Origin of the sequence: Glutamicibacter sp. M10 (genome assembly GCF_025452055.1) — a bacterium.
In the GTDB taxonomy this organism is placed as follows: Bacteria; Actinomycetota; Actinomycetes; order Actinomycetales; family Micrococcaceae; genus Glutamicibacter.
In genome coordinates this window covers 959,599-976,744 of the sequence record NZ_CP104918.1, presented here as the reverse complement: position 1 = coordinate 976,744, position 17,146 = coordinate 959,599, and the positions used below count along the sequence as shown (strand labels likewise).

Here is a 17,146-nt window from a genome sequence, read left to right as displayed (position 1 = left end):
CCGCATTTTTGCTTCTTGGTATGGTGACTTCATGAAACCACTGCGTGCTGGCGCGATAGTCGCGGCCCTCATCCTCGTAGTGGCGCTCATCGTGATCACCAAACCATGGAAGCTGCTAGATAGTTGTCATGCTCCCGATGAATTCTGCGCTTTAGCTTCCCAGCTTGAAGAAAAGGATGGCGTCGAAGCAACCGCTGTGGACTATGAAGTTACTGCCGTTGACGCCAAAGATGGCGACCGCTCAACGGTCCGTTGGACCGTTGAGCTAGCTGAAGATCTTGACAGTGCGCAGGCCGGCGAACTCGCTTCCGCTGTTTCGGCACAAGTCCAAAGCTTCATCGCTTCTCGCCCGTTGGTACAAAGCTCATTGCGTTTTGTCGCTGGAGAACCCCAAGAATCATCGATTCCTGACTTCAAGTTATATCCGTTGGACGTCTCGGATAGTTCAGAGGCCAAGGCTCAAGTCGCACGGGGCTTTGCGCTACATCAGCTCGGCGCACAAAAAGTCGGCCAGAATTCCGCGACCGCCGAAAATACTCAAGTGCTGACGGCCTTGGCAGACTACGCTTCGAACCAGGGTGCTCCAATTACCTTAGAACTAGCCGATGGTTCCATTCGGTATGCGCCCACCACAGGGTTTGATATTGCCCAGCTTGCTTTAGCTATTGAAGCTGCAGGCCTTGGACCCGTGGAATCGGCAATCATGGATTCGTCTGGGCTTTCGGTGCATACCAAAACTGCTGCTGATTCGAAGGAAACCGCTCAGATCAAGAAGTGGCTGACCGAGCATGAGCCTCTCAAAGAACCGATGGCATTCACCTTATCCAGCCCCGGTTTTGCCGACATCATCCAAGGTTGGCTTGGAGACAAAATTCCTGAATCCCTGATTGCTAGGCCTGCGCGGTTGCCTGAAGCTGTGATGCCTTGGCCGCAGGATGCTGCCGCTCAAATCTGCACTGACAAAGATCTTGCCCTAAGCCTCGGCTCTCCCGATGCAGCAACAGGTTCACGCTACATGGCCGTATACGCCAAGAACATTTCTGGCGGTGCCTGCGCAGTTAATGGCTATCCGCAGATTCAATTTCTCAACGCTGACGGTGAGCCACAGCAGGACGTCACGCTAACTAAGATGCCACACATTCAATCTCAGCGCGCTGTGATTCCTGCTGGTGAAAGCATCTTGTCTGCCTTGCAGTGGAAGGCCATGTCCACGGCCAACGACCCGGATCAAACTACGAGGTTGCGCATCAGCGCAGCTTCAGGTTTTAGCGCCACCGAGCTTGCCAGTATGTATGAACAATCAGCAACTAGCTTGGACATTCTAGACGGCGGCGAAGTCAGCCAGAGCCCGTGGGTTCAAGCACTAGATGGCTGGGCGCTACCGGATTCTTCCGGTTAGCGGCCAGCCATCTAGGGGTACCGAACTGCGCAGACTACTGCTCGCGCGGCGGGAACTTCTTGTACTTGCGGTAGTGGTTAATCGCATTGAGCACTAGGTAAGCCTTACGGCGTGGGTGCTTCTCTGCAGCGAATTTCAACGGGTTGGATACCTTGCCAGCTTTGAGCAGGGCAGCTGCCTTCTTCCCGGTTGCACTGCCCAAGAAACGTCCCAGCAGGTGGTGTGGCAGGACGGTGAACAGGTGCTCACGACGCAACTGCAGCACGCCAGCAGGCGTTTCCATGACTGCATCGGTTTGTGGGTCACCGCTATCAAATTCAGGACCCAAGAATTCGGTGACGTAGAAACGGGCCGGGTTCACCCCAGCAGCGGTCAGATAGAAGTGGTTGCGGCCCAAGCGTGGGTTGATCTCGAAGAATTTCACCGTGTTATCTCGGCGATCAAACTTCGCATCAATCATTGCGATACCGCGCCATCCGAGTTCTTCAAGCATGCGCGCACCATCGGCGGCCATCTGATCATTTTGACCGGTGACGATTGCCGCGGAATTGCCCAGTACCAGCGGGGCGTGTTCTTCAATGACGACTTCCCCATAACCAGCAAAGATGACCTTGCCTTCCTTGGTAGCGAAGTAGGTGCACAAACGCATAGCGTCGTCCCCGCCAGGCACATATTCCTGCAGGACGTAGCCGGAGGTGTAACCACTGGCGTCAATCTTGGATAACAGACTTTCCAGATCATCACGGTTATTGATGGTGTGGATTTTCTGTTTGCCCTCGAACTTCGCGGCGATCCAATCCGCGGAGCTTGATGGCTTACCGATCATCGGATAGGTGAACTCCTTGGCCATGAGTTCAAGGTCATTGGCAGGGTAGTACACGGCGGTGCGTGGGTGCGCGATCTCAAACTTTTCTGCCAGCGCGTAGAAGTTCTCCTTCAGCGCGGCCGCTTCAATGATCTCCCGCTCTGGGTAGGGAATCACGAAGTGTGCTTCGAGCTGCTCACGGTGCTTGGCAATGAGCATGATGTGGAAGTCCAACGAGCCAAAGAGCATCAGTGGGCGTGCAGAGTTTGCGGTCAGCTCTGCAGCCAACCCGATCAGTGCTGCCACAACGCGGTCTTCATCAGCCATGGAGCCGATGGGGCGCAGTTCGATGGCTACCGAATGCTCGATAACACCGTTGCCTGCTGCGGGCAGGACTACCGAGCGAACGCCGTAGGCTTCATAAAATTCGCGCGCCAGGGTGTAGGTGCCAATGTCGCCGCCGAGAATGACGGGGACGAATGGCTGGGTTTCTTCGATTGCCATGAGTACTGTTTTCCCTACTTCTTGCGCCAGTTCATGTACTTTTCGAAGGCCCAGGCCAGCGGCTTGTTCAGCGCTAGGTCCCATTCGCCGTTGGTCTGCACGATGTCACAGCCGGTATTGGTTTTGAACTTGGTCAGACCCGAGAGGTGGTGTTCCTTATCCAAGGTTGCACTCACGCCACCCTGGTCAAGGTAGCGGCAACCGGCAGCGATGGAGTCTTCCACCATGCGGTTCATGATCGCCTTAGGGGCAAAGAGTTTGCGCTGCTCATTGGAGGAGGCACCGTACAGGTACCACGCCAGGTTAGAAGAGCGGATCACAATGGAGGCGGCCAAATCCACGCCTTCATTACTCGCGATGTACAGAGTGCAAGAACCTGGAACGGCTTCGTTGAGCACCTTGTGCATGGTCTCGAAGTAGCTCAGTGGACGGCCGGTGAAGTCTTGGCGGTCTGCGGTGGTGTTGTACAGGGCATGGAATCGAGCCATGTCCGCGGTGTCTCCCACTTCAACTTCCAAGGTGCTCTTGAGCGCCTTACGAGTTTCGTTGCGGGTGGTCGCGGAGTAGCTGGCCATCACCTGCTCAACGTCCAGCTGGGTGCCATTTTCATCCTGCAGTGCTACCCGAGCGACGTATTCGGGCTGGCCTGCGCCGAAGTCTAGGCCGACGTCTTCCTTGGTGAACCCCAGGTCTAGCAGGGCGTCGTTCAAGGCCAGTGCCTGGGCCGACGAGCTTTTCAGCTCTAGGTCAGAAAGTTGGGCGAAGCCTTCCTTGCCAAGGTTTTTGCGTACAGCGCCGGCTGCCCAGGTGCGTACTTCGCGGCCTGGGCCCATCTTCAGCTGGAAGGCACCACGGTTGCGCAGGTACGCAGCCAGCGGGCGGATGACCTTTTCGGCTGGGTGCGCCTGGAAGTCAATCACTGGACCATCCGGCACATAGGCCAGGGTCTTCTTGATGACTGGGGCAGCGCGGTGCAGTACTAGCGCGGTGCCTACCAGTTCGTCTTGGTCAAACCAGCCGATGGATTCACCACGCCAGCCGCCCTTGACTCGGGCCCATTCTGGACGCTGCAAAAAGCTGACGTCGAGGGCGGTCTCAAGGAAAACTGAGTGTTCGGCGCTGGTAATCGGACGCACGTGCAGGTCGTTGTGGCTCACGGGTGAAATCTTATCGTGCTTCGTGGACTTAAGTAGGGAGGTTGAATACCCCTAGGGGGTACTTGACTTAATACCCCATAGGGGTATTCTAGGAGTATGGAAACCACGCAGAGCGTTGATGAGCATGCACAACATCATGGCTACCACGCGGATAAAGCCGCGCTGGAACGCCGACTGAAACGTATTGAAGGCCAAGTTCGCGGAGTGGCCAAGATGGTTGATGAAGACAAATACTGCATCGATATCTTGACCCAGATTTCGGCGATCAACGCAGCATTACACAAGGTCAGCGTGCAGCTGATCGATGACCACATCGGCCATTGTGTGGTTGATGCTGCGAAGTCTTCGCTGGAAACCGGGGACCCGAGCATTGTGCAGGAGAAAATCTCTGAGGCCACCGCCGCAATATCGAGGCTGGTCCGCTAAGCGTTTTTTCGCCTAGATTTCCGATTCACACAAAATTCATCGAAAGAGAGCAAGATCATGAGCCACGAATGCAACTGCGGATGCTCCAATGAGAACAACTCGAAGACCTCCCAGGGCCTACAGATCACCACTCGTGATCAGGCAACTCCCCTAAACATCCAAACGGAACTGAAGATCTCCGGCATGACGTGCGGCCACTGCGTCGCCTCGGTCACCGAAGAACTCAAGGAACTTTCCGGCGTACAAAACGTCGACGTCGTACTCGATGCCAAGGGCATCTCCACGGCCACCGTCACCGCAACGCAGCAGCTGAGCGAAGCAAGCCTGCGCGAAGCGATCGACGAGGCCGGTTACACCCTCGAAGCAATCAACGCCTAGCCACCCGCGCCAGGCACAGCCCGTAAACAACGGGCCAGAAAGTGCAAGGTAGAAATAATGAGCTCCCACGCACCCCAGAAGCCAATCGCAGAACTGCGTACCGTCGATCTTGATATTCAAGGCATGACGTGCGCTTCCTGCGTGAACCGAGTGGAACGCAAACTGGGCAAGCTGCCCGGTGTCAGCGCCTTGGTAAACCTCCCGCTGGAAACAGCAAAGGTTCAGGTACCGGTGGATGTCAGCGACGAAACGCTGATCAATACCGTTGAAGCTGCCGGCTACGGCGCCTCGGTAAAAAAGCCAGTACAGCCTGAGCATCACCATGATAGGGATGAACATTCGGGTCATGAGCATTTGGTCCCCAACCATCTGCTGCGACGGCTGATCGTTTCGGCGGTGTTCACCATCCCGCTGTTTGTGATCTCCATGATCCCGGCCTCGCAGTTCCCGCATTGGGGATGGGTAGCCTTTGCCCTGGCCACCCCAGTGGTCTTCTATGGTGCGTGGCCTTTCCATAAGGCAACAGCAATCAACGCCCGGCATCTGTCCTCCACCATGGATACCTTGGTGTCTCTCGGTGTGCTGGCCGCCTATCTCTTCTCGGCAATCCAGCTTGTTCTGGATCCGCAGATGACGGCGCACGTTGGCATGCCCATGAGCGAGCATGCCCTCTACTTTGAGACCGCAGGCGTTGTGGCTACCTTGCTGTTGCTTGGACGCTTTCTGGAGCATCGCGCCAAGACGTCGGCATCTGACGCGCTGAAATCTTTGCTCAGTCTGGGAGCGAAGGAAGCTGTACTGCTGCGTGATGGCCAAGAAGTGAAGATCTCGGCCAGTGCATTGCAGCCAGGAGATCACTTTGTGGTGCGCCCCGGTGAGAAAATCGCCACCGATGGCACGGTCACCCACGGTGATAGCGCGGTAGATACCTCATTGCTCACTGGCGAATCCGTACCGCAACAGGTTCGCGTGGGCTCCGAAGTTACCGGTGCAACCCTGAACACTTCTGGCCGTCTAGTAATTGAAGCCACCCGCGTAGGTGAAGAAACAACCCTGGCCCAGATGGGCAAGCTAGTCTCCGAGGCACAGTCCGGCAAGGCACCCATTGCGCGGCTTGCCGATCGCATCTCGGCCGTCTTTGTGCCGATTGTTCTGGGCATCGCAGTACTCACCTTTGTTATTTGGTGGCTGGTTTCCGCTGATCCATACCAAGCATTCAGTGCAGCTGTTGCTGTGCTAGTCATTGCTTGCCCTTGTGCTTTAGGTCTTGCCACCCCCATCGGTTTGTTGGTGGGTACCGGCCGTGGAGCTCAACTGGGTATCTTGATCCGTGGCCCACAGGTTTTGGAAGACACACGCAAACTGGACACGATTGTTCTAGATAAGACCGGCACCGTCACCACCGGAGTGATGACACATACGGGCACAACCACCGCCGCTGGAGTGGACGCAACTGAAGTTTTGCTGTTGACCGCAGCAGTGGAACACCATTCAGAACATCCAATTGCCCAGGCTATCGCCACCGCCGGTGCCAACGTTGGCACGCTTCCCGAGGTGAGTAATTTCCGCTCGGAGCCCGGTGGCGGAGTATCGGGAACCGTGGCTGGGAAGACCATTGTTGTTGGCCGGCCCAGCTGGCTTGAAGCCCAGGGAACGCTACTTGATTCCTCGGCCCGCTCTTTGCTCGAAGAGGCTGAAGCAGCCGGCGCCACTGCGATTCTGGTTGCGGTCGATGCCCAGTTCCAAGCGGTGATTTCCGTTGGTGATCAAGTCAAAGAAACTTCTTCAGAAGCGATCAATGAACTGCAATCCCGTGGTCTGCGGGTAGTTTTACTTACCGGTGATAACCCATCGGTGGCCGCCAAGGTGGCAACACAAGTTGGCATCAAGTCTGACGATGTTTTTGCTGGTGTACTGCCAAGCGAAAAGGCCAAGGCTATCTCTTCGCTGCAGGAGCAGGGCAAGGTTGTGGCCATGGTGGGTGACGGTGTGAACGACGCTCCGGCGTTGGCTCAAGCCGATCTCGGCATCGCCATGGGCTCCGGCACCGACGTTGCCATTGAAGCTGCAGATATTACTCTGATGGGCAATGACCTTCATCAGGTCGCTGCCGCCATTGATCTATCGGACAAAACCTTGGCCACGATCAAGATGAACCTGTTCTGGGCTTTCGCCTACAACACTGCGGGTATCCCGATCGCGGCCTTGGGTTTGCTCAATCCAATGATTGCTGGTGCCGCTATGGCAGCCAGCTCCGTTCTGGTGGTTGCCAACTCACTGCGCCTTCGCAGCTTTGGCAAATAGCCCGGCGGTTACGGAGTCTCCCTGACGCTGGTCAGGACTTTCTTCAGAGTTGAGTACTGCTCACTTGCCACGAAAGTCTTGGCCTCGTCGAGGGTGGTATCCCCGTCCTCATCAAGTCCCAGTGCGTGCAGGTACTCAGGATTCATGGCCATGATTGGGGTTTCCTCGGCACTGGTTTTGAAGTAATCAATTGCCGGTGCTTCGGTCCAGTTTTGCCATACATCATCGATGATGACGGCAACACTCAAATCCCTGTCGCCGAGGCTGGCTTCCCGGTAGTAGGAGACCACACTGGTCGGTGCGTACTGCAAATCAGGCGCTGGGGCCGAGTCGAGCACCTCGCGCTTATAGGTGTTCGGGTTGTCAGTGTCCCTGAAACTAGTCGTTTCAAGATCCAATGCGAGATTCTTCTTTGAATCCAAGATCTTGTAGACCGAATACTCGTCTTGGCATCCATATTCACAATCTTCAACGATTTCCCAGTCTTGCGGCAGGTCAAAGGTGACGTTGTACAGCGAAACGGTACGCCAGGTACCCCCGGATCTTCGGTTGGTTCCGTTGGCTCAGGTGTCGGAGTTGGCTTGGCAGTTGGTGGTCCGGCATGCTCCGGTGCCGGCGCCCAACTCGGCGGACCTGCATGGCCCGGTGGGCCGACATGATCCGGACGTCCTGCATGATCAGGTGGTGCTGCGATGGCAACTGCACTGCTGGTAAGCAGAAGCCTCGCTGCCAGTACTGCGCCACCCTTGGATAGCGACTTGAGAATGGGTTTCATTGTGGGGTCCTCTCTCCCGTCCACAATGATGAAACTGACCCGACCTTTAATCAAGAGTCCGGATATAAAGATACTGCCTCGGTTTGGTATCACTAATGTCTCGGTACGGCCCCCAAAGAAACCTTGCGCCATGAGACTTGCGTCACATTCACCGCTCAGGGCATACTGTGACGGTAATCACCACAATGCCATTGATACGTGGCGGGAGAGTCCCGCCCTCACCAAGGGCGGGCGCCGTAGGAGCAATTTCCTCCCCGGGAAACTCTCAGGCCCCCGTACCGCCACGAGAAGGCAACTCTGGAAAGCAGCGCAGAATGAACTGCGCTCACCGAAGGAGCAAGCTTCGCCCAGTAGTCGGGTTGAAGTGAAAACTCTCAGGTTCATATACAGATTGGGGAGGGACCACGAACAGTGACGCTTTGTGCGCATTAGATTCGACGGCTCTCTCCAGTGGCATAGGCAGTAGCTGCTCTTAGCGCAGCGAGCTGACGTTGCCTTCCCGGAGTCGGCGAATCTGGCATCTTGAGCAAAGCAAGTTGCTAGGCGTCACGCCACACTCCTGGAAGGCAACCAGCATGAGTACCACCAGTTCTGATCCCACACTTGAACGCGGACTATCAAACCGACACATCCAGCTCATCGCCATTGGCGGTGCCATCGGCACCGGCCTGTTCATGGGTTCGGGTAAAACGATCTCCGTCGCCGGCCCGTCAGTCATCTTTGTCTACATCATCATCGGCTTCATGCTCTTCTTCGTCATGCGGGCGATGGGCGAGCTACTGCTGAGCAACCTCAATTACAAGACTTTCGCCGACTTCGCAGGAGACCTGCTGGGCCCTGGGCGGCGTTCTTCACCGGCTGGACCTATTGGTTCTGCTGGGTGGTCACCGGCATTGCCGACGTCGTGGCCATCGCCCACTACGTTGCTTACTGGTGGGGTGAGCTACCACTATGGATTCCCGCTCTGGGCTGCATCGCGCTACTACTCGTGCTGAATCTGGCCACCGTGAAAGCCTTCGGCGAAACCGAATTCTGGTTCGCGCTGATCAAGATCATCGCCATCGGCGCACTGATCATTATTGGGCTAGTCATGATCATCACCGGGTTCCAACACAATGGTGCCACCGCATCGGTGAGTAATCTGTGGGCCAATGGCGGAATGTTCCCTACGGGCTTCATGGGCTTTGTCGCAGGGTTCCAAATCGCCGTATTTGCTTTTGTGGGCATCGAATTAGTGGGTACAACTGCCGCCGAAACAAAGGATCCTGAGAAGACCCTGCCCAAGGCCATCAACTCCATCCCGATCCGCATTCTGTTCTTCTACGTCGGCGCCTTGATCATCTTGATGACTGTCCAACCATGGAAGCTGTTCTCCCCGGAAAACTCGCCATTTGTCGGGATGTTCACCCTAGCCGGGCTGGCTGGGGCGGCCGGCATCATCAACTTTGTGGTGCTCACTTCCGCGACCTCCAGCGCCAATTCCGGCATCTACTCCACTTCCCGCATGCTGCGCGGCCTAGCCCTAGAAAACGATGCTCCAAAGAGCTTTGCCAAGCTTTCGCACCGCAAAGTTCCCAAGAACGCCCTGATGTTCTCGTGCATGTTCCTGCTGGCCGGGGTTGTCCTGCTCTACAGTGGCGATTCGGTGATGGGAGCCTTCACGTTGGTTACTACCGTTTCGGCTTTGTGCTTCATGTTTGTATGGACGATCATTCTGCTCAGTTACCTGGTGTTCCGCGCCCGCCGCCCTCACCTGCACGATGCGTCGGCCTACAAGGTTCCCGGTGGTCGAGTGATGCCGTACATAGTTCTGGGCTTCTTCGGATTTATTCTGTGGGCCTTGACCACTCAGCCAGATACTCTTGTTGCCCTACTGGTCACACCCATCTGGTTCCTGCTACTGGGTATTGCCTACCTCGTGATCCGCCGCCACCCGAGGCACCAAGCGCTACGTATGGCGCACGTGGGCAAGGTGGCCCAGGAACGCTATGAAGCCGCGGCCTACCGAGATGCTCAGGCGTTTGGCCATCGCGATATTCCAGCCACGGATAAGGTTCTGGAGCAAAAGGCGCATAAGTAGCCCAAGGTACCTCAGCGCGACAGCCGGCTGCCCCGGACCTTAGGCCTAGGGTCCGGGGCAGCCTGCGTATTCACTGTGGACGCTGTACCTCGGGACTAATTACTGCGATGATGAAATTTGGCGGCCTCTGGCCAGCACCATGGGATGACCCTCCGCCTTCAGGAGATACACCATGACTGTCCTTCGACAGATTCCATTTCATGAATCACCAACAGCATTAAATCTGAAGCAGCGTTTAGCCGCTCTTGATGATTGGATAGCAGACGAGGATTCATTCAGAGTTTCCTACCGATTTGAATCCAGCAGCACCGCATTAGAATTCATTACCCTCGTGGGCTTGCTCGCTGAGAAGGTGGACCTTCACCCGCAGGTGGATTGGCGTGCTGATGTTGTCACGCTTCGTTTGGCCCATGAATTGAATACCGAAATTACCGAGCAGGATCTTTCCCTGGCCCGCCGCATTTCCACGGACGCGCACCGACTGAGCTGCGTGGTGCTCAATCTGAATCAAGAAACCACTGCCCAACCCAAGGGCAAACCGGAAGTACTACGCGGCGGCCTTTCGGCGACTCGCTAATACTCCGATCACGATGCTCTGCACTGCGCCAACCCCGGCGCCCAGTGCGGTCATCGCGATCCGGTCAATCAGTAAGCTAGAAGCCGGTTCCGGGCTGACCATGTGAACCATCAATAGCGCGGTGACGGTCATGAAGATCATGCCAACGGCGTAGTTGCGCAAGATGACCAGCTCAATGCAGATCTGACCAATAATCGCCACCAGCAAGATGACCCAGATGGGCGGCTGGAAGGCAAAAACCGCGGCGGCCAGCAGTACACCAACGCAGGTTCCGACACTACGCTGTAGCCCTCTGGCCACCCGCGCATAGGTATCAATTCCAGTTACGGCTGCGATGGCACCAAGGCAGGCCCAGTACCAGTGCCCACCACCAACCAGCTGAGCGACGATGCCTGCCAGTAGCACGCCGGATCCCATCTGGAGTGATTCGGGCAGGGCGCGTGCCGATGGGGCCCAAGAGATCCCTCGACCCAACGTGTGGAACAGGTGCGCCCGACGCAGCGACAGACCAAGCATGAACAGCAGACTGAAGATCATCGTTCCGCCACCAACGAGCAGCACACCGATGAACGAGTTAGTTGTAGCGGGAACGGTGATGCAAGCGCCACCTGCGAAGACCGCAAAGACAGGTCCTGGTGGCATCCATCGGGCTGCGTGAGAAACATAGTGCGCGCCAAAACCAATCAGCGCCAGCACGACGACGCAGATGAAAAATGGCGCGTGGATGTACGAGAAATAGGTTCCGAGCAGCATGGCAGCCAGCTGCACCAGACCTACGGAAAGCTGCTGCCAAAAACGTGGCGCGTAGGAATCGTAACGTCCAAAGACCGAACAGAAAGCACCAAAGGCGGCATACATTGCCCAGTCCAGGTGGCCGGTGATGGTGACCAACACCAGCGGGACGGTCAGTGCCAGCGCTGCCTTAGCGGCCGGGATCACCGAGGGTTTAGGTGGCGCGACAACAACACTGCGTGCGAGGACTTCTTTGACATGTTGTTTCATTAGCGTGCCTCGCCATCTTTGGTGGCTACTTGCTGAAGCAATGAGCGCAGGGTTGCTTGTTGCTTGGCGTCAAGCGCACCAAAGACGTCAGCTTCGCTACGTTGCGCCGCGGCGGTGGCCCGTGCGGTGAACTTCTTGCCGGCGTTCGTCAGTGTGACGATGTTGCGCCGGCGGTCCGCCGGGTCAACACTGCGCTCTAAGATCTTTCGTTCGGCCAGCTCGTCCAAGTAGGCCACTAAGTGCCCGCGGTTCAGGTTTGAATGCTTGGCCAAGTCATTTTGCGACATTGGCCCGAACTCGGCGAGCGCGCAAACGATCATGAAGTGGTTGCGTGTCAGTGATTCTGATTCCATGAGCTCGGTGAGTTCTTGGGTGCCTATACGTCCAGCCCGCGAGGTCAGGTAGCTCAGGGAGTTCCATTGGAACTGGGGAATCAGAAAGTCGTTCATCCCTTCAAAATATCATTTCATCCCGAAACTATTTCCGTTTGAGCCGATAATCGAACGAACGTCACATCCGCATGACGGCAACAGCAACGCTGAGGGATGAGCGCAAGGTAAAAACCCTGATGTGCAAAGAAATCTGAAAGTTAAACAGCTAGACCCCCTTGATCTCAAGAATATGAGGGGGTCTGCGCCATTAACTATATTCCTGCTTCACCCAGAATTTCAACGTTTCGTTGACTCACAAGAAAACCTCCGCGAAAGCACCTCTCGATTCCTGGACTCTACGGTTGCCAGACTCAGCAAGGGCAACAACGTGCCAGCAATGGTGGCAACCTCGGATCAGTGGTTTCATTCATGCCTAATGACAACTTTTGGGAAGAATTTTCCGCCCCACACAAGGGCAACCAAACAAGCGGGCATCACGATGCGGTTAGGCTTGTAAGGCAGTCAATCCACCCTTATTCAGGAACGAATTATGACCTTTGCTCCAGACATCGAAGCCTCACTTAAGACCGTCGTGAACCTCCTGAACACCGAGGTGCAAATAATCGACATGCTCTCCACCGTGGCTGATCTGGATGAGTTCCTTGACTCTGAAAATTTTGAAGGCTCCCGCGCTCACAACCAGGCCGAACTTCGTTCCATTCGTCAGCTGCGTTCCCAGCTCAAGAGCATCTGGACTGGAGATGAGGAAGAAGCAGTATTTAGGGTCAATCAGATCCTTCGTAACGCCAACGCCCAGCCACAGTTGATCAAGAGTGAAAACCTCGGATATCACCTGCACGCCACAACCACCAGCACTCCGCTCTACGACCGGTTGGCAGTGGACGCAGCCATGTCACTTGCTGAGGTCATTCGTGCTGGCGGTTTAGATCGACTGCGAATCTGCGCTTCTTCCGATTGCCACAACGCCCTGCTAGATCTGTCACGAAACCGCTCAAAGATCTATTGCGATATCGGCAATTGTGCCAACCGTGAGCATGTTCGCGCCTATCGTGCGCGCAAGGCAGCAAAACACTCGTAGTCACTGTCCGAGTGGTTGATCCGCATCATCCAGTGAATGTAACCCGTACTTGTGCGCCAAGACATGTACCGTCTCACTAATGCGCCGGCGGTACTCAACCGGTGCATTAGAAGAGCGCCCATACAGCTTCTCAAATTGCGGGCCTAGTTCAGGGCGATGCGTGCGCACCCACGCTTGAATCGATTCGAGAGCGCCCGGTCGAAGATGCATCACCCCGTGCATGACAGCCTTGGCACCGGAGCTGGCAATCAGTTCCATAGCGCGCTCTAAGTGTTCCGCTGAATCCGAGAGAAACGGAATGATGGGCATCAAGAAGACGGTGACGTCGAATCCCGCGTTGGTCAGTAACCTGACCGTCTCTAGTCGGGCTTCGGCCTTTGGTGCGCCGGGTTCCATCAGCTCGCGCAGGCTTTCATCAAAGATCGCAATAGACATGCTGATACTAATATCTACGCGCTCCCGTGCCGCCTTGAGTAGAGGGATGTCCCGCCGAATCAAGCTGCCCTTGGTCAGGATGGAAAACGGAGTATCGTGTGCCGCTAGCGTTTGGATGATGCCCGGCATGAGTTGATAGCGTCCTTCAGCACGCTGGTACGGATCAGTGTTTGATCCCAGCGCAACCAGTTCACGCTTCCACGTACGTTTTCTTCTCAGTTCCTGGTCCAGCGCTTGAACAATATTTGTTTTCACGATGATTTGTTGGTCAAAATCTGGCCCGCTATTGAGCCCCAGGTATTCGTGGGTGCTGCGGGCAAAACAATAACGGCAGCCCATCGTGCATCCTCGGTAAGGATTGATGGTCCAGCGAAACGGCATTCGCGAGGTTTCTGGCACTTTAGTCAGTGCTGATTTGGATTCGACTTCATGAAATTCGATTCCTGCGAACTCCGGCGTACGAACCGTGCGGGTGACTCCCGAGAGTTTTAGTACGGCAGCTCCAGTGATGACGTCTCGTTCAACGGCGTCTTTCTGAGCATCCCAGCGCATTGGTTTTGGTTCAATATTTCCGGCTGGTTTTGCCATTGGTCCTTCTCACTCCTGGACGGTGACGCCAAGTTCAGGATCAGATCCCAAGCTCGGCTCAACAGTTTCCGATACCTGACTACCGGATCACCTTTCCGGTCAAGACGGTCAGATAATTCTATACCTCGTTCCGATATACCACGAATCGAGGTATGATGTTCACGTGATTGAGTTGATGATTCTGGGATTCTTGTCTGAAGGCCGTCTCCACGGCTATGAGCTTCGACGTCGAATGGAAGAGCTCGGTGGGCACGCCCGCAAGATCAGTGACGGCACCCTTTATCCAGCCATCACCCGACTTGCCAAAGCTGGGTACGTGACTAAAGAAAGCGAACCCGGAGTAGCGGGCGCTCAGCGGCAAACCTTAGGCCTCACCGAGGCTGGGCACGTTCGCCTTCTGGCAATTCTGCGGGACGCTTCCGGACTAGCCATCACCGACCTGACACATTTTTTCACCGTCCTCACTTTCCTTTCTGTCTTACCTGATGCCGAAGAAAGAAACGCAGTGCTTCAGCGACGCTTGGACTTTCTCGAAGCACCAGCCAGCTTCTACTCAAATGAGGGAGTTCGCGTGAAGATTGCAGACATGACGGATCCATACCGGAGAGGTGCTCAGCGCAGCGCCCGCGCCTTGCGCAATGAAGAACGCAAGTGGATTCGCGAGCTTCTCAATGACAACGAAGGAAAATGATCCAAATGACCATGCGTGCAGTCGTCTTATCTCAGCCCGGACCAGTGTCCAACTTACAGCTTCAATCCCTACCCATTCCAGAACCAACCGAGGGCTGGATTCGCATCCGCGTTCGCGCGGCGGGAATGAACCGGTCAGAACTTCACACCCGGCTTGGGTTGGCCGGCGACTCAGTGCAGATGCCTCGAGTCCTAGGCATTGAAACGGTTGGCACAGTGGACCTTGATCCCAGCGGCACGTTTACCACCGAAACTCAGGTGGCCACCATGATGGGTGGCATGGGACGCACCTTTGACGGCGGTTACGCCGAATACACCTGCGTTCCAGTCAACCAGGTGATTCCATTTACCTCCGAGTTGCCATGGGAAGTTCTTGGCGCAGTACCGGAGATGCTTCAAACTTCCTACGGAACGTTGAGTGTAGGTCTGGATGCCCAGCCTGGACAAAGCATCCTCATTCGGGGCGGAACATCCTCAATTGGCATGACCATTGCAGTGCTGGCTAAGTTGATGAACATGACCGTCATTTCAACCACCCGAGACAAAACCAAGGGCGATAGGTTGCGTGAGCTTGGAGTGGACCACATCATCATTGATGATGGAAACGTTGCGGAGCAAGTACGGGAAATCTATCCGGAAGGAGTTGATGCGGCCGTTGAGCTTGTCGGCACCCCGACACTTCGCGATACGCTCTTGGCAACACGGATGCACGGGACCGTTTGTTTCACCGGCATGCTTTCTAACCAGTGGACAGTGAAGGACTTCTACCCCATCGACTACCTGCCTCGCGGTGTGCGACTCTCCGCCTATTCTGGTGAATCGAGGGATCTTCCAGCCACCGTACTGCAACGCTTCTTGGATCAGGTTGCCGCTGGTTCCGCCACCGTTCCACTAGACCGGACTTTTGAGCTCAGCGAAGTTCAGGATGCCCATGCCCTAATGGAATCAGATAAGGCTTGCGGCAAACTCGTACTCTTACCCTGAGTACCTGACTTCTTCAGTCATTGGAGAGCTCTTGGTTCTGCGCGTTGTCGGCCATGCCCATTTGACCTTCGGATTCGTTCTCGACAAGGTCCTGCGCCAGCGAACGAATCGTGTCTGCCACGATTTTCTTGTGGCCAGCCACTGATTTTTTCCCCAAGATCACTTGGTGAACGTTGGGTGTGGCCAGCAGAGAATTGCACAGCGACACTACAACAAACAGCAGGTTCTGCGCGTCCTCTAAGTTGCTGATACCCAGAGCATTGCGAATCTCTTGAACTTTGGATTCAGCTCGCACCGAGCGTTCTTTGGCGCCAGCTGCACTGCCATGTTCAAGACCTTCCCAATGAGCAAGCCGTGCCATTTTTGAGTTCTTTGAGGAGAAGTCAAAGTATTTTTCAGCGAATGCCACGATACTTTCGATGCCCTGACCCACCACCGTGACGGCGTCAAGGGCCGTGGACAATTCGTGCACCAAGGCCGCCTCAAAGAGTCCCTCTTTGTTGCCAAAGTAGAAGTAAATCCGCTCTGGGTTGCATCCCGATTTATTTGAAATCTCTCGAATTCGGGCGCCAGCAAACCCACGGTCTGCAAATTCTCCAACCGCAGCGGTGAGCAATTTTTGACGAGTCGCTTCCGTATCCCAGCTCATGAGCCAATCGTATCTCCAAACAGTTGTTTGGTAATTATTCCGCCGGACACGTAAACTGACTTCACACATATAGTTGGAGATTCATGACCCCCACGAGCAACGAGCTAGCGACCGACGAGACTTATGCAGATTTGCTGACTCCACCAAAACTCCCCTCCGTACACACCAGAGCGGCGTTAACATGGCTAGCCATTTTCCCGATGGTGTCTGCGGGAATGTTGGTGTTGGCGTGGCTTGCTCCCCCGTGGCATCCAGTTCTTCGCTCCCTGGTGCTGACGTTGATTGTCGTTCCGCTGACCGTTTACATCACCGTCCCAGCGTTGCTCAAAGCGCACCACAAGACGGTGAACCGCACCTGGCGCAAGCCTCGTCCTGTGATCACTGAGGTAGACAGTGCCCTGCCTACCGAAGGCGCCTAAGCAACCACATCCAGCGACGCACCTGCGGCCCAATTTGCGCTTGTGTACGGTGATCACCGGTTTTGACTCGGTGATTCCTCGCCTTTAACCCGATCAGCACCCTATGATGAACACACCACCAGTACACCGGAGTTGTAGTAGCTGAAAGGACAGGTCATGTCACAAGGAACGCACGCATCAGATGACTACGAGGCACGTCTGGAAGCCGGTCACAGCAATCCGTTGATGGCCGCTGGTCGCTGGGTAGTGGCACTGGCTTCAGCAAGTTTTGGCGACGGTGAATTCGAAGCCAATGAGCCACAGGTCGTTGTGCACTCACGTGTGGATGATTCGGTACTGTTGCGCATGACCACTTCCAGTTTGGAAGAGGCCGAACGCCTGATCGTGCAGATTCGCGAAGACTTAGAAAATCTCAGCCCGGAGGAATTCCGTAATGAGTGGGAATCCGCAGGCGACCAAGAACGCTAGCCGTGAGCGAGCACTAACCGAGGTTAGCGCTCGCTG

General features: G+C 55.5%; 18 protein-coding genes, 1 pseudogene and 2 riboswitches. Of the genes and pseudogenes, 12 read left to right on the top strand and 7 right to left on the bottom strand.

The genetic code is table 11. The annotated features are described in order from the left end of the window. Positions 1-31 precede the first annotated feature (31 nt). Positions 32-1,399 carry a DUF4232 domain-containing protein gene (locus N6V40_RS04800; RefSeq protein ID WP_262199202.1) on the top strand — a complete coding sequence of 456 codons (1,368 nt, stop codon included), beginning with the start codon at positions 32-34 and terminating at the stop codon, positions 1,397-1,399. A gap of 34 nt (positions 1,400-1,433) precedes the next feature. Here the strand turns inward: N6V40_RS04800 and N6V40_RS04795 are convergent, their stop codons facing one another. Together N6V40_RS04795 and N6V40_RS04790 are read right to left on the bottom strand one after the other, a co-directional pair. Continuing rightward, a complete protein-coding gene (locus tag N6V40_RS04795; RefSeq protein ID WP_262199201.1) occupies positions 1,434-2,708 on the bottom strand; it encodes a carboxylate--amine ligase in 1,275 nt (424 codons plus the stop codon). A gap of 14 nt (positions 2,709-2,722) precedes the next feature. Continuing rightward, positions 2,723-3,865: a lipid II:glycine glycyltransferase FemX gene (locus N6V40_RS04790; protein ID WP_262199200.1), complete on the bottom strand. Its 1,143-nt coding sequence runs from the start codon at positions 3,863-3,865 to the stop codon at positions 2,723-2,725. A 96-nt stretch (positions 3,866-3,961) separates the two neighbouring features. Here N6V40_RS04790 and N6V40_RS04785 point away from each other — a divergent pair, with 96 nt between their 5' ends. The 3 genes from N6V40_RS04785 to N6V40_RS04775 are packed head-to-tail and all read left to right on the top strand — an operon-like array spanning position 3,962 to position 6,973. After that, positions 3,962-4,291: a metal-sensitive transcriptional regulator gene (locus N6V40_RS04785; protein WP_131089326.1), complete on the top strand. Its 330-nt coding sequence runs from the start codon at positions 3,962-3,964 to the stop codon at positions 4,289-4,291. Positions 4,292-4,348: 57 nt separating this feature from the next. After that, positions 4,349-4,669 (top strand): heavy-metal-associated domain-containing protein, encoded by a 321-nt coding sequence (locus tag N6V40_RS04780; protein ID WP_131089327.1) that lies wholly within the window; start codon positions 4,349-4,351, stop codon positions 4,667-4,669. Positions 4,670-4,726: 57 nt separating this feature from the next. Then, positions 4,727-6,973 (top strand): heavy metal translocating P-type ATPase, encoded by a 2,247-nt coding sequence (locus N6V40_RS04775; RefSeq protein ID WP_262199199.1) that lies wholly within the window; start codon positions 4,727-4,729, stop codon positions 6,971-6,973. A gap of 8 nt (positions 6,974-6,981) precedes the next feature. Here N6V40_RS04775 and N6V40_RS04770 read toward each other — a convergent pair whose 3' ends face one another. Next, positions 6,982-7,371, bottom strand: coding sequence for a hypothetical protein (locus N6V40_RS04770; protein ID WP_131089329.1), 390 nt, complete (start codon positions 7,369-7,371; stop codon positions 6,982-6,984). Between the two features lie 103 nt (positions 7,372-7,474). On the opposite strand from N6V40_RS04770, the gene N6V40_RS04765 reads away from it, so the two are divergent. The 3 genes and pseudogenes from N6V40_RS04765 to N6V40_RS04755 all read left to right on the top strand — a co-directional run bounded on the left by N6V40_RS04765 (position 7,475) and on the right by N6V40_RS04755 (position 10,405). Further along, entirely contained in the window at positions 7,475-7,687 is a 213-nt protein-coding gene (locus N6V40_RS04765; RefSeq protein WP_131089330.1) for a hypothetical protein, read from the top strand. A gap of 253 nt (positions 7,688-7,940) precedes the next feature. Continuing rightward, a riboswitch (glycine riboswitch) is annotated at positions 7,941-8,039 on the top strand. Beyond that, a riboswitch (glycine riboswitch) is annotated at positions 8,040-8,148 on the top strand. It abuts the riboswitch before it with no gap. 175 nt (positions 8,149-8,323) lie between these two features. Beyond that, a pseudogene (gene cycA, locus N6V40_RS04760) lies at positions 8,324-9,828 on the top strand (D-serine/D-alanine/glycine transporter). 172 nt (positions 9,829-10,000) lie between these two features. Next, positions 10,001-10,405 carry a 4a-hydroxytetrahydrobiopterin dehydratase gene (locus N6V40_RS04755; protein ID WP_262199198.1) on the top strand — a complete coding sequence of 135 codons (405 nt, stop codon included), beginning with the start codon at positions 10,001-10,003 and terminating at the stop codon, positions 10,403-10,405. On the opposite strand, the gene N6V40_RS04750 is transcribed toward N6V40_RS04755, so the two are convergent. Together N6V40_RS04750 and N6V40_RS04745 are read right to left on the bottom strand one after the other, a co-directional pair. Further along, on the bottom strand, positions 10,376-11,407 hold the full coding sequence (locus N6V40_RS04750) for an FUSC family protein (protein ID WP_262199197.1): 1,032 nt from the start codon (positions 11,405-11,407) through the stop codon (positions 10,376-10,378). The genes N6V40_RS04755 and N6V40_RS04750 overlap by 30 nt on opposite strands. Next, a complete protein-coding gene (locus N6V40_RS04745; RefSeq protein WP_262199196.1) occupies positions 11,407-11,856 on the bottom strand; it encodes a MarR family winged helix-turn-helix transcriptional regulator in 450 nt (149 codons plus the stop codon). Before N6V40_RS04745 ends, N6V40_RS04750 begins: the two co-directional genes overlap by 1 nt. Before the next feature lie 472 nt (positions 11,857-12,328). Between N6V40_RS04745 and N6V40_RS04740 the strand changes: the two genes are divergently transcribed. Then, positions 12,329-12,877, top strand: a complete 549-nt coding sequence (locus tag N6V40_RS04740) for a CGNR zinc finger domain-containing protein (RefSeq protein ID WP_131089335.1) — start codon at positions 12,329-12,331, stop codon at positions 12,875-12,877. Here N6V40_RS04740 and N6V40_RS04735 read toward each other — a convergent pair whose 3' ends face one another. Next, the gene (locus N6V40_RS04735; RefSeq protein WP_131089336.1) at positions 12,878-13,900 is read right to left on the bottom strand and encodes an Rv2578c family radical SAM protein; all 1,023 of its coding nucleotides are present in this window, start codon (positions 13,898-13,900) and stop codon (positions 12,878-12,880) included. A gap of 163 nt (positions 13,901-14,063) precedes the next feature. On the opposite strand from N6V40_RS04735, the gene N6V40_RS04730 reads away from it, so the two are divergent. Next, positions 14,064-14,591 (top strand): PadR family transcriptional regulator, encoded by a 528-nt coding sequence (locus tag N6V40_RS04730; protein WP_131089337.1) that lies wholly within the window; start codon positions 14,064-14,066, stop codon positions 14,589-14,591. A gap of 5 nt (positions 14,592-14,596) precedes the next feature. Then, the gene (locus N6V40_RS04725) at positions 14,597-15,574 is read left to right on the top strand and encodes a zinc-binding alcohol dehydrogenase family protein (protein WP_262199194.1); all 978 of its coding nucleotides are present in this window, start codon (positions 14,597-14,599) and stop codon (positions 15,572-15,574) included. A gap of 13 nt (positions 15,575-15,587) precedes the next feature. On the opposite strand, the gene N6V40_RS04720 is transcribed toward N6V40_RS04725, so the two are convergent. Continuing rightward, positions 15,588-16,223 (bottom strand): TetR/AcrR family transcriptional regulator, encoded by a 636-nt coding sequence (locus N6V40_RS04720; RefSeq protein ID WP_165477305.1) that lies wholly within the window; start codon positions 16,221-16,223, stop codon positions 15,588-15,590. A gap of 83 nt (positions 16,224-16,306) precedes the next feature. Here N6V40_RS04720 and N6V40_RS04715 point away from each other — a divergent pair, with 83 nt between their 5' ends. Continuing rightward, entirely contained in the window at positions 16,307-16,642 is a 336-nt protein-coding gene (locus N6V40_RS04715; protein ID WP_262199193.1) for a putative antibiotic biosynthesis monooxygenase, read from the top strand. A gap of 156 nt (positions 16,643-16,798) precedes the next feature. Beyond that, on the top strand, positions 16,799-17,110 hold the full coding sequence (locus tag N6V40_RS04710; RefSeq protein WP_131089339.1) for a WCX domain-containing protein: 312 nt from the start codon (positions 16,799-16,801) through the stop codon (positions 17,108-17,110). Positions 17,111-17,146 lie beyond the last annotated feature (36 nt).

What these genes read in the sequence shown, in the direction of transcription:
- N6V40_RS04800 (WP_262199202.1), top strand. Translation starts at nt 32, where the DNA reads ATGAAACCACTGCGTGCTGGCGCGATAGTCGCGGCCCTCATCCTCGTA.
- N6V40_RS04795 (WP_262199201.1), bottom strand. Translation starts at nt 2,708, where the DNA reads ATGGCAATCGAAGAAACCCAGCCATTCGTCCCCGTCATTCTCGGCGGC.
- N6V40_RS04785 (WP_131089326.1), top strand. Translation starts at nt 3,962, where the DNA reads ATGGAAACCACGCAGAGCGTTGATGAGCATGCACAACATCATGGCTAC.
- N6V40_RS04780 (WP_131089327.1), top strand. Translation starts at nt 4,349, where the DNA reads ATGAGCCACGAATGCAACTGCGGATGCTCCAATGAGAACAACTCGAAG.
- N6V40_RS04775 (WP_262199199.1), top strand. Translation starts at nt 4,727, where the DNA reads ATGAGCTCCCACGCACCCCAGAAGCCAATCGCAGAACTGCGTACCGTC.
- N6V40_RS04755 (WP_262199198.1), top strand. Translation starts at nt 10,001, where the DNA reads ATGACTGTCCTTCGACAGATTCCATTTCATGAATCACCAACAGCATTA.
- N6V40_RS04750 (WP_262199197.1), bottom strand. Translation starts at nt 11,407, where the DNA reads ATGAAACAACATGTCAAAGAAGTCCTCGCACGCAGTGTTGTTGTCGCG.
- N6V40_RS04745 (WP_262199196.1), bottom strand. Translation starts at nt 11,856, where the DNA reads ATGAACGACTTTCTGATTCCCCAGTTCCAATGGAACTCCCTGAGCTAC.
- N6V40_RS04740 (WP_131089335.1), top strand. Translation starts at nt 12,329, where the DNA reads ATGACCTTTGCTCCAGACATCGAAGCCTCACTTAAGACCGTCGTGAAC.
- N6V40_RS04735 (WP_131089336.1), bottom strand. Translation starts at nt 13,900, where the DNA reads ATGGCAAAACCAGCCGGAAATATTGAACCAAAACCAATGCGCTGGGAT.
- N6V40_RS04725 (WP_262199194.1), top strand. Translation starts at nt 14,597, where the DNA reads ATGACCATGCGTGCAGTCGTCTTATCTCAGCCCGGACCAGTGTCCAAC.
- N6V40_RS04720 (WP_165477305.1), bottom strand. Translation starts at nt 16,223, where the DNA reads ATGAGCTGGGATACGGAAGCGACTCGTCAAAAATTGCTCACCGCTGCG.
- N6V40_RS04715 (WP_262199193.1), top strand. Translation starts at nt 16,307, where the DNA reads ATGACCCCCACGAGCAACGAGCTAGCGACCGACGAGACTTATGCAGAT.
- N6V40_RS04710 (WP_131089339.1), top strand. Translation starts at nt 16,799, where the DNA reads ATGTCACAAGGAACGCACGCATCAGATGACTACGAGGCACGTCTGGAA.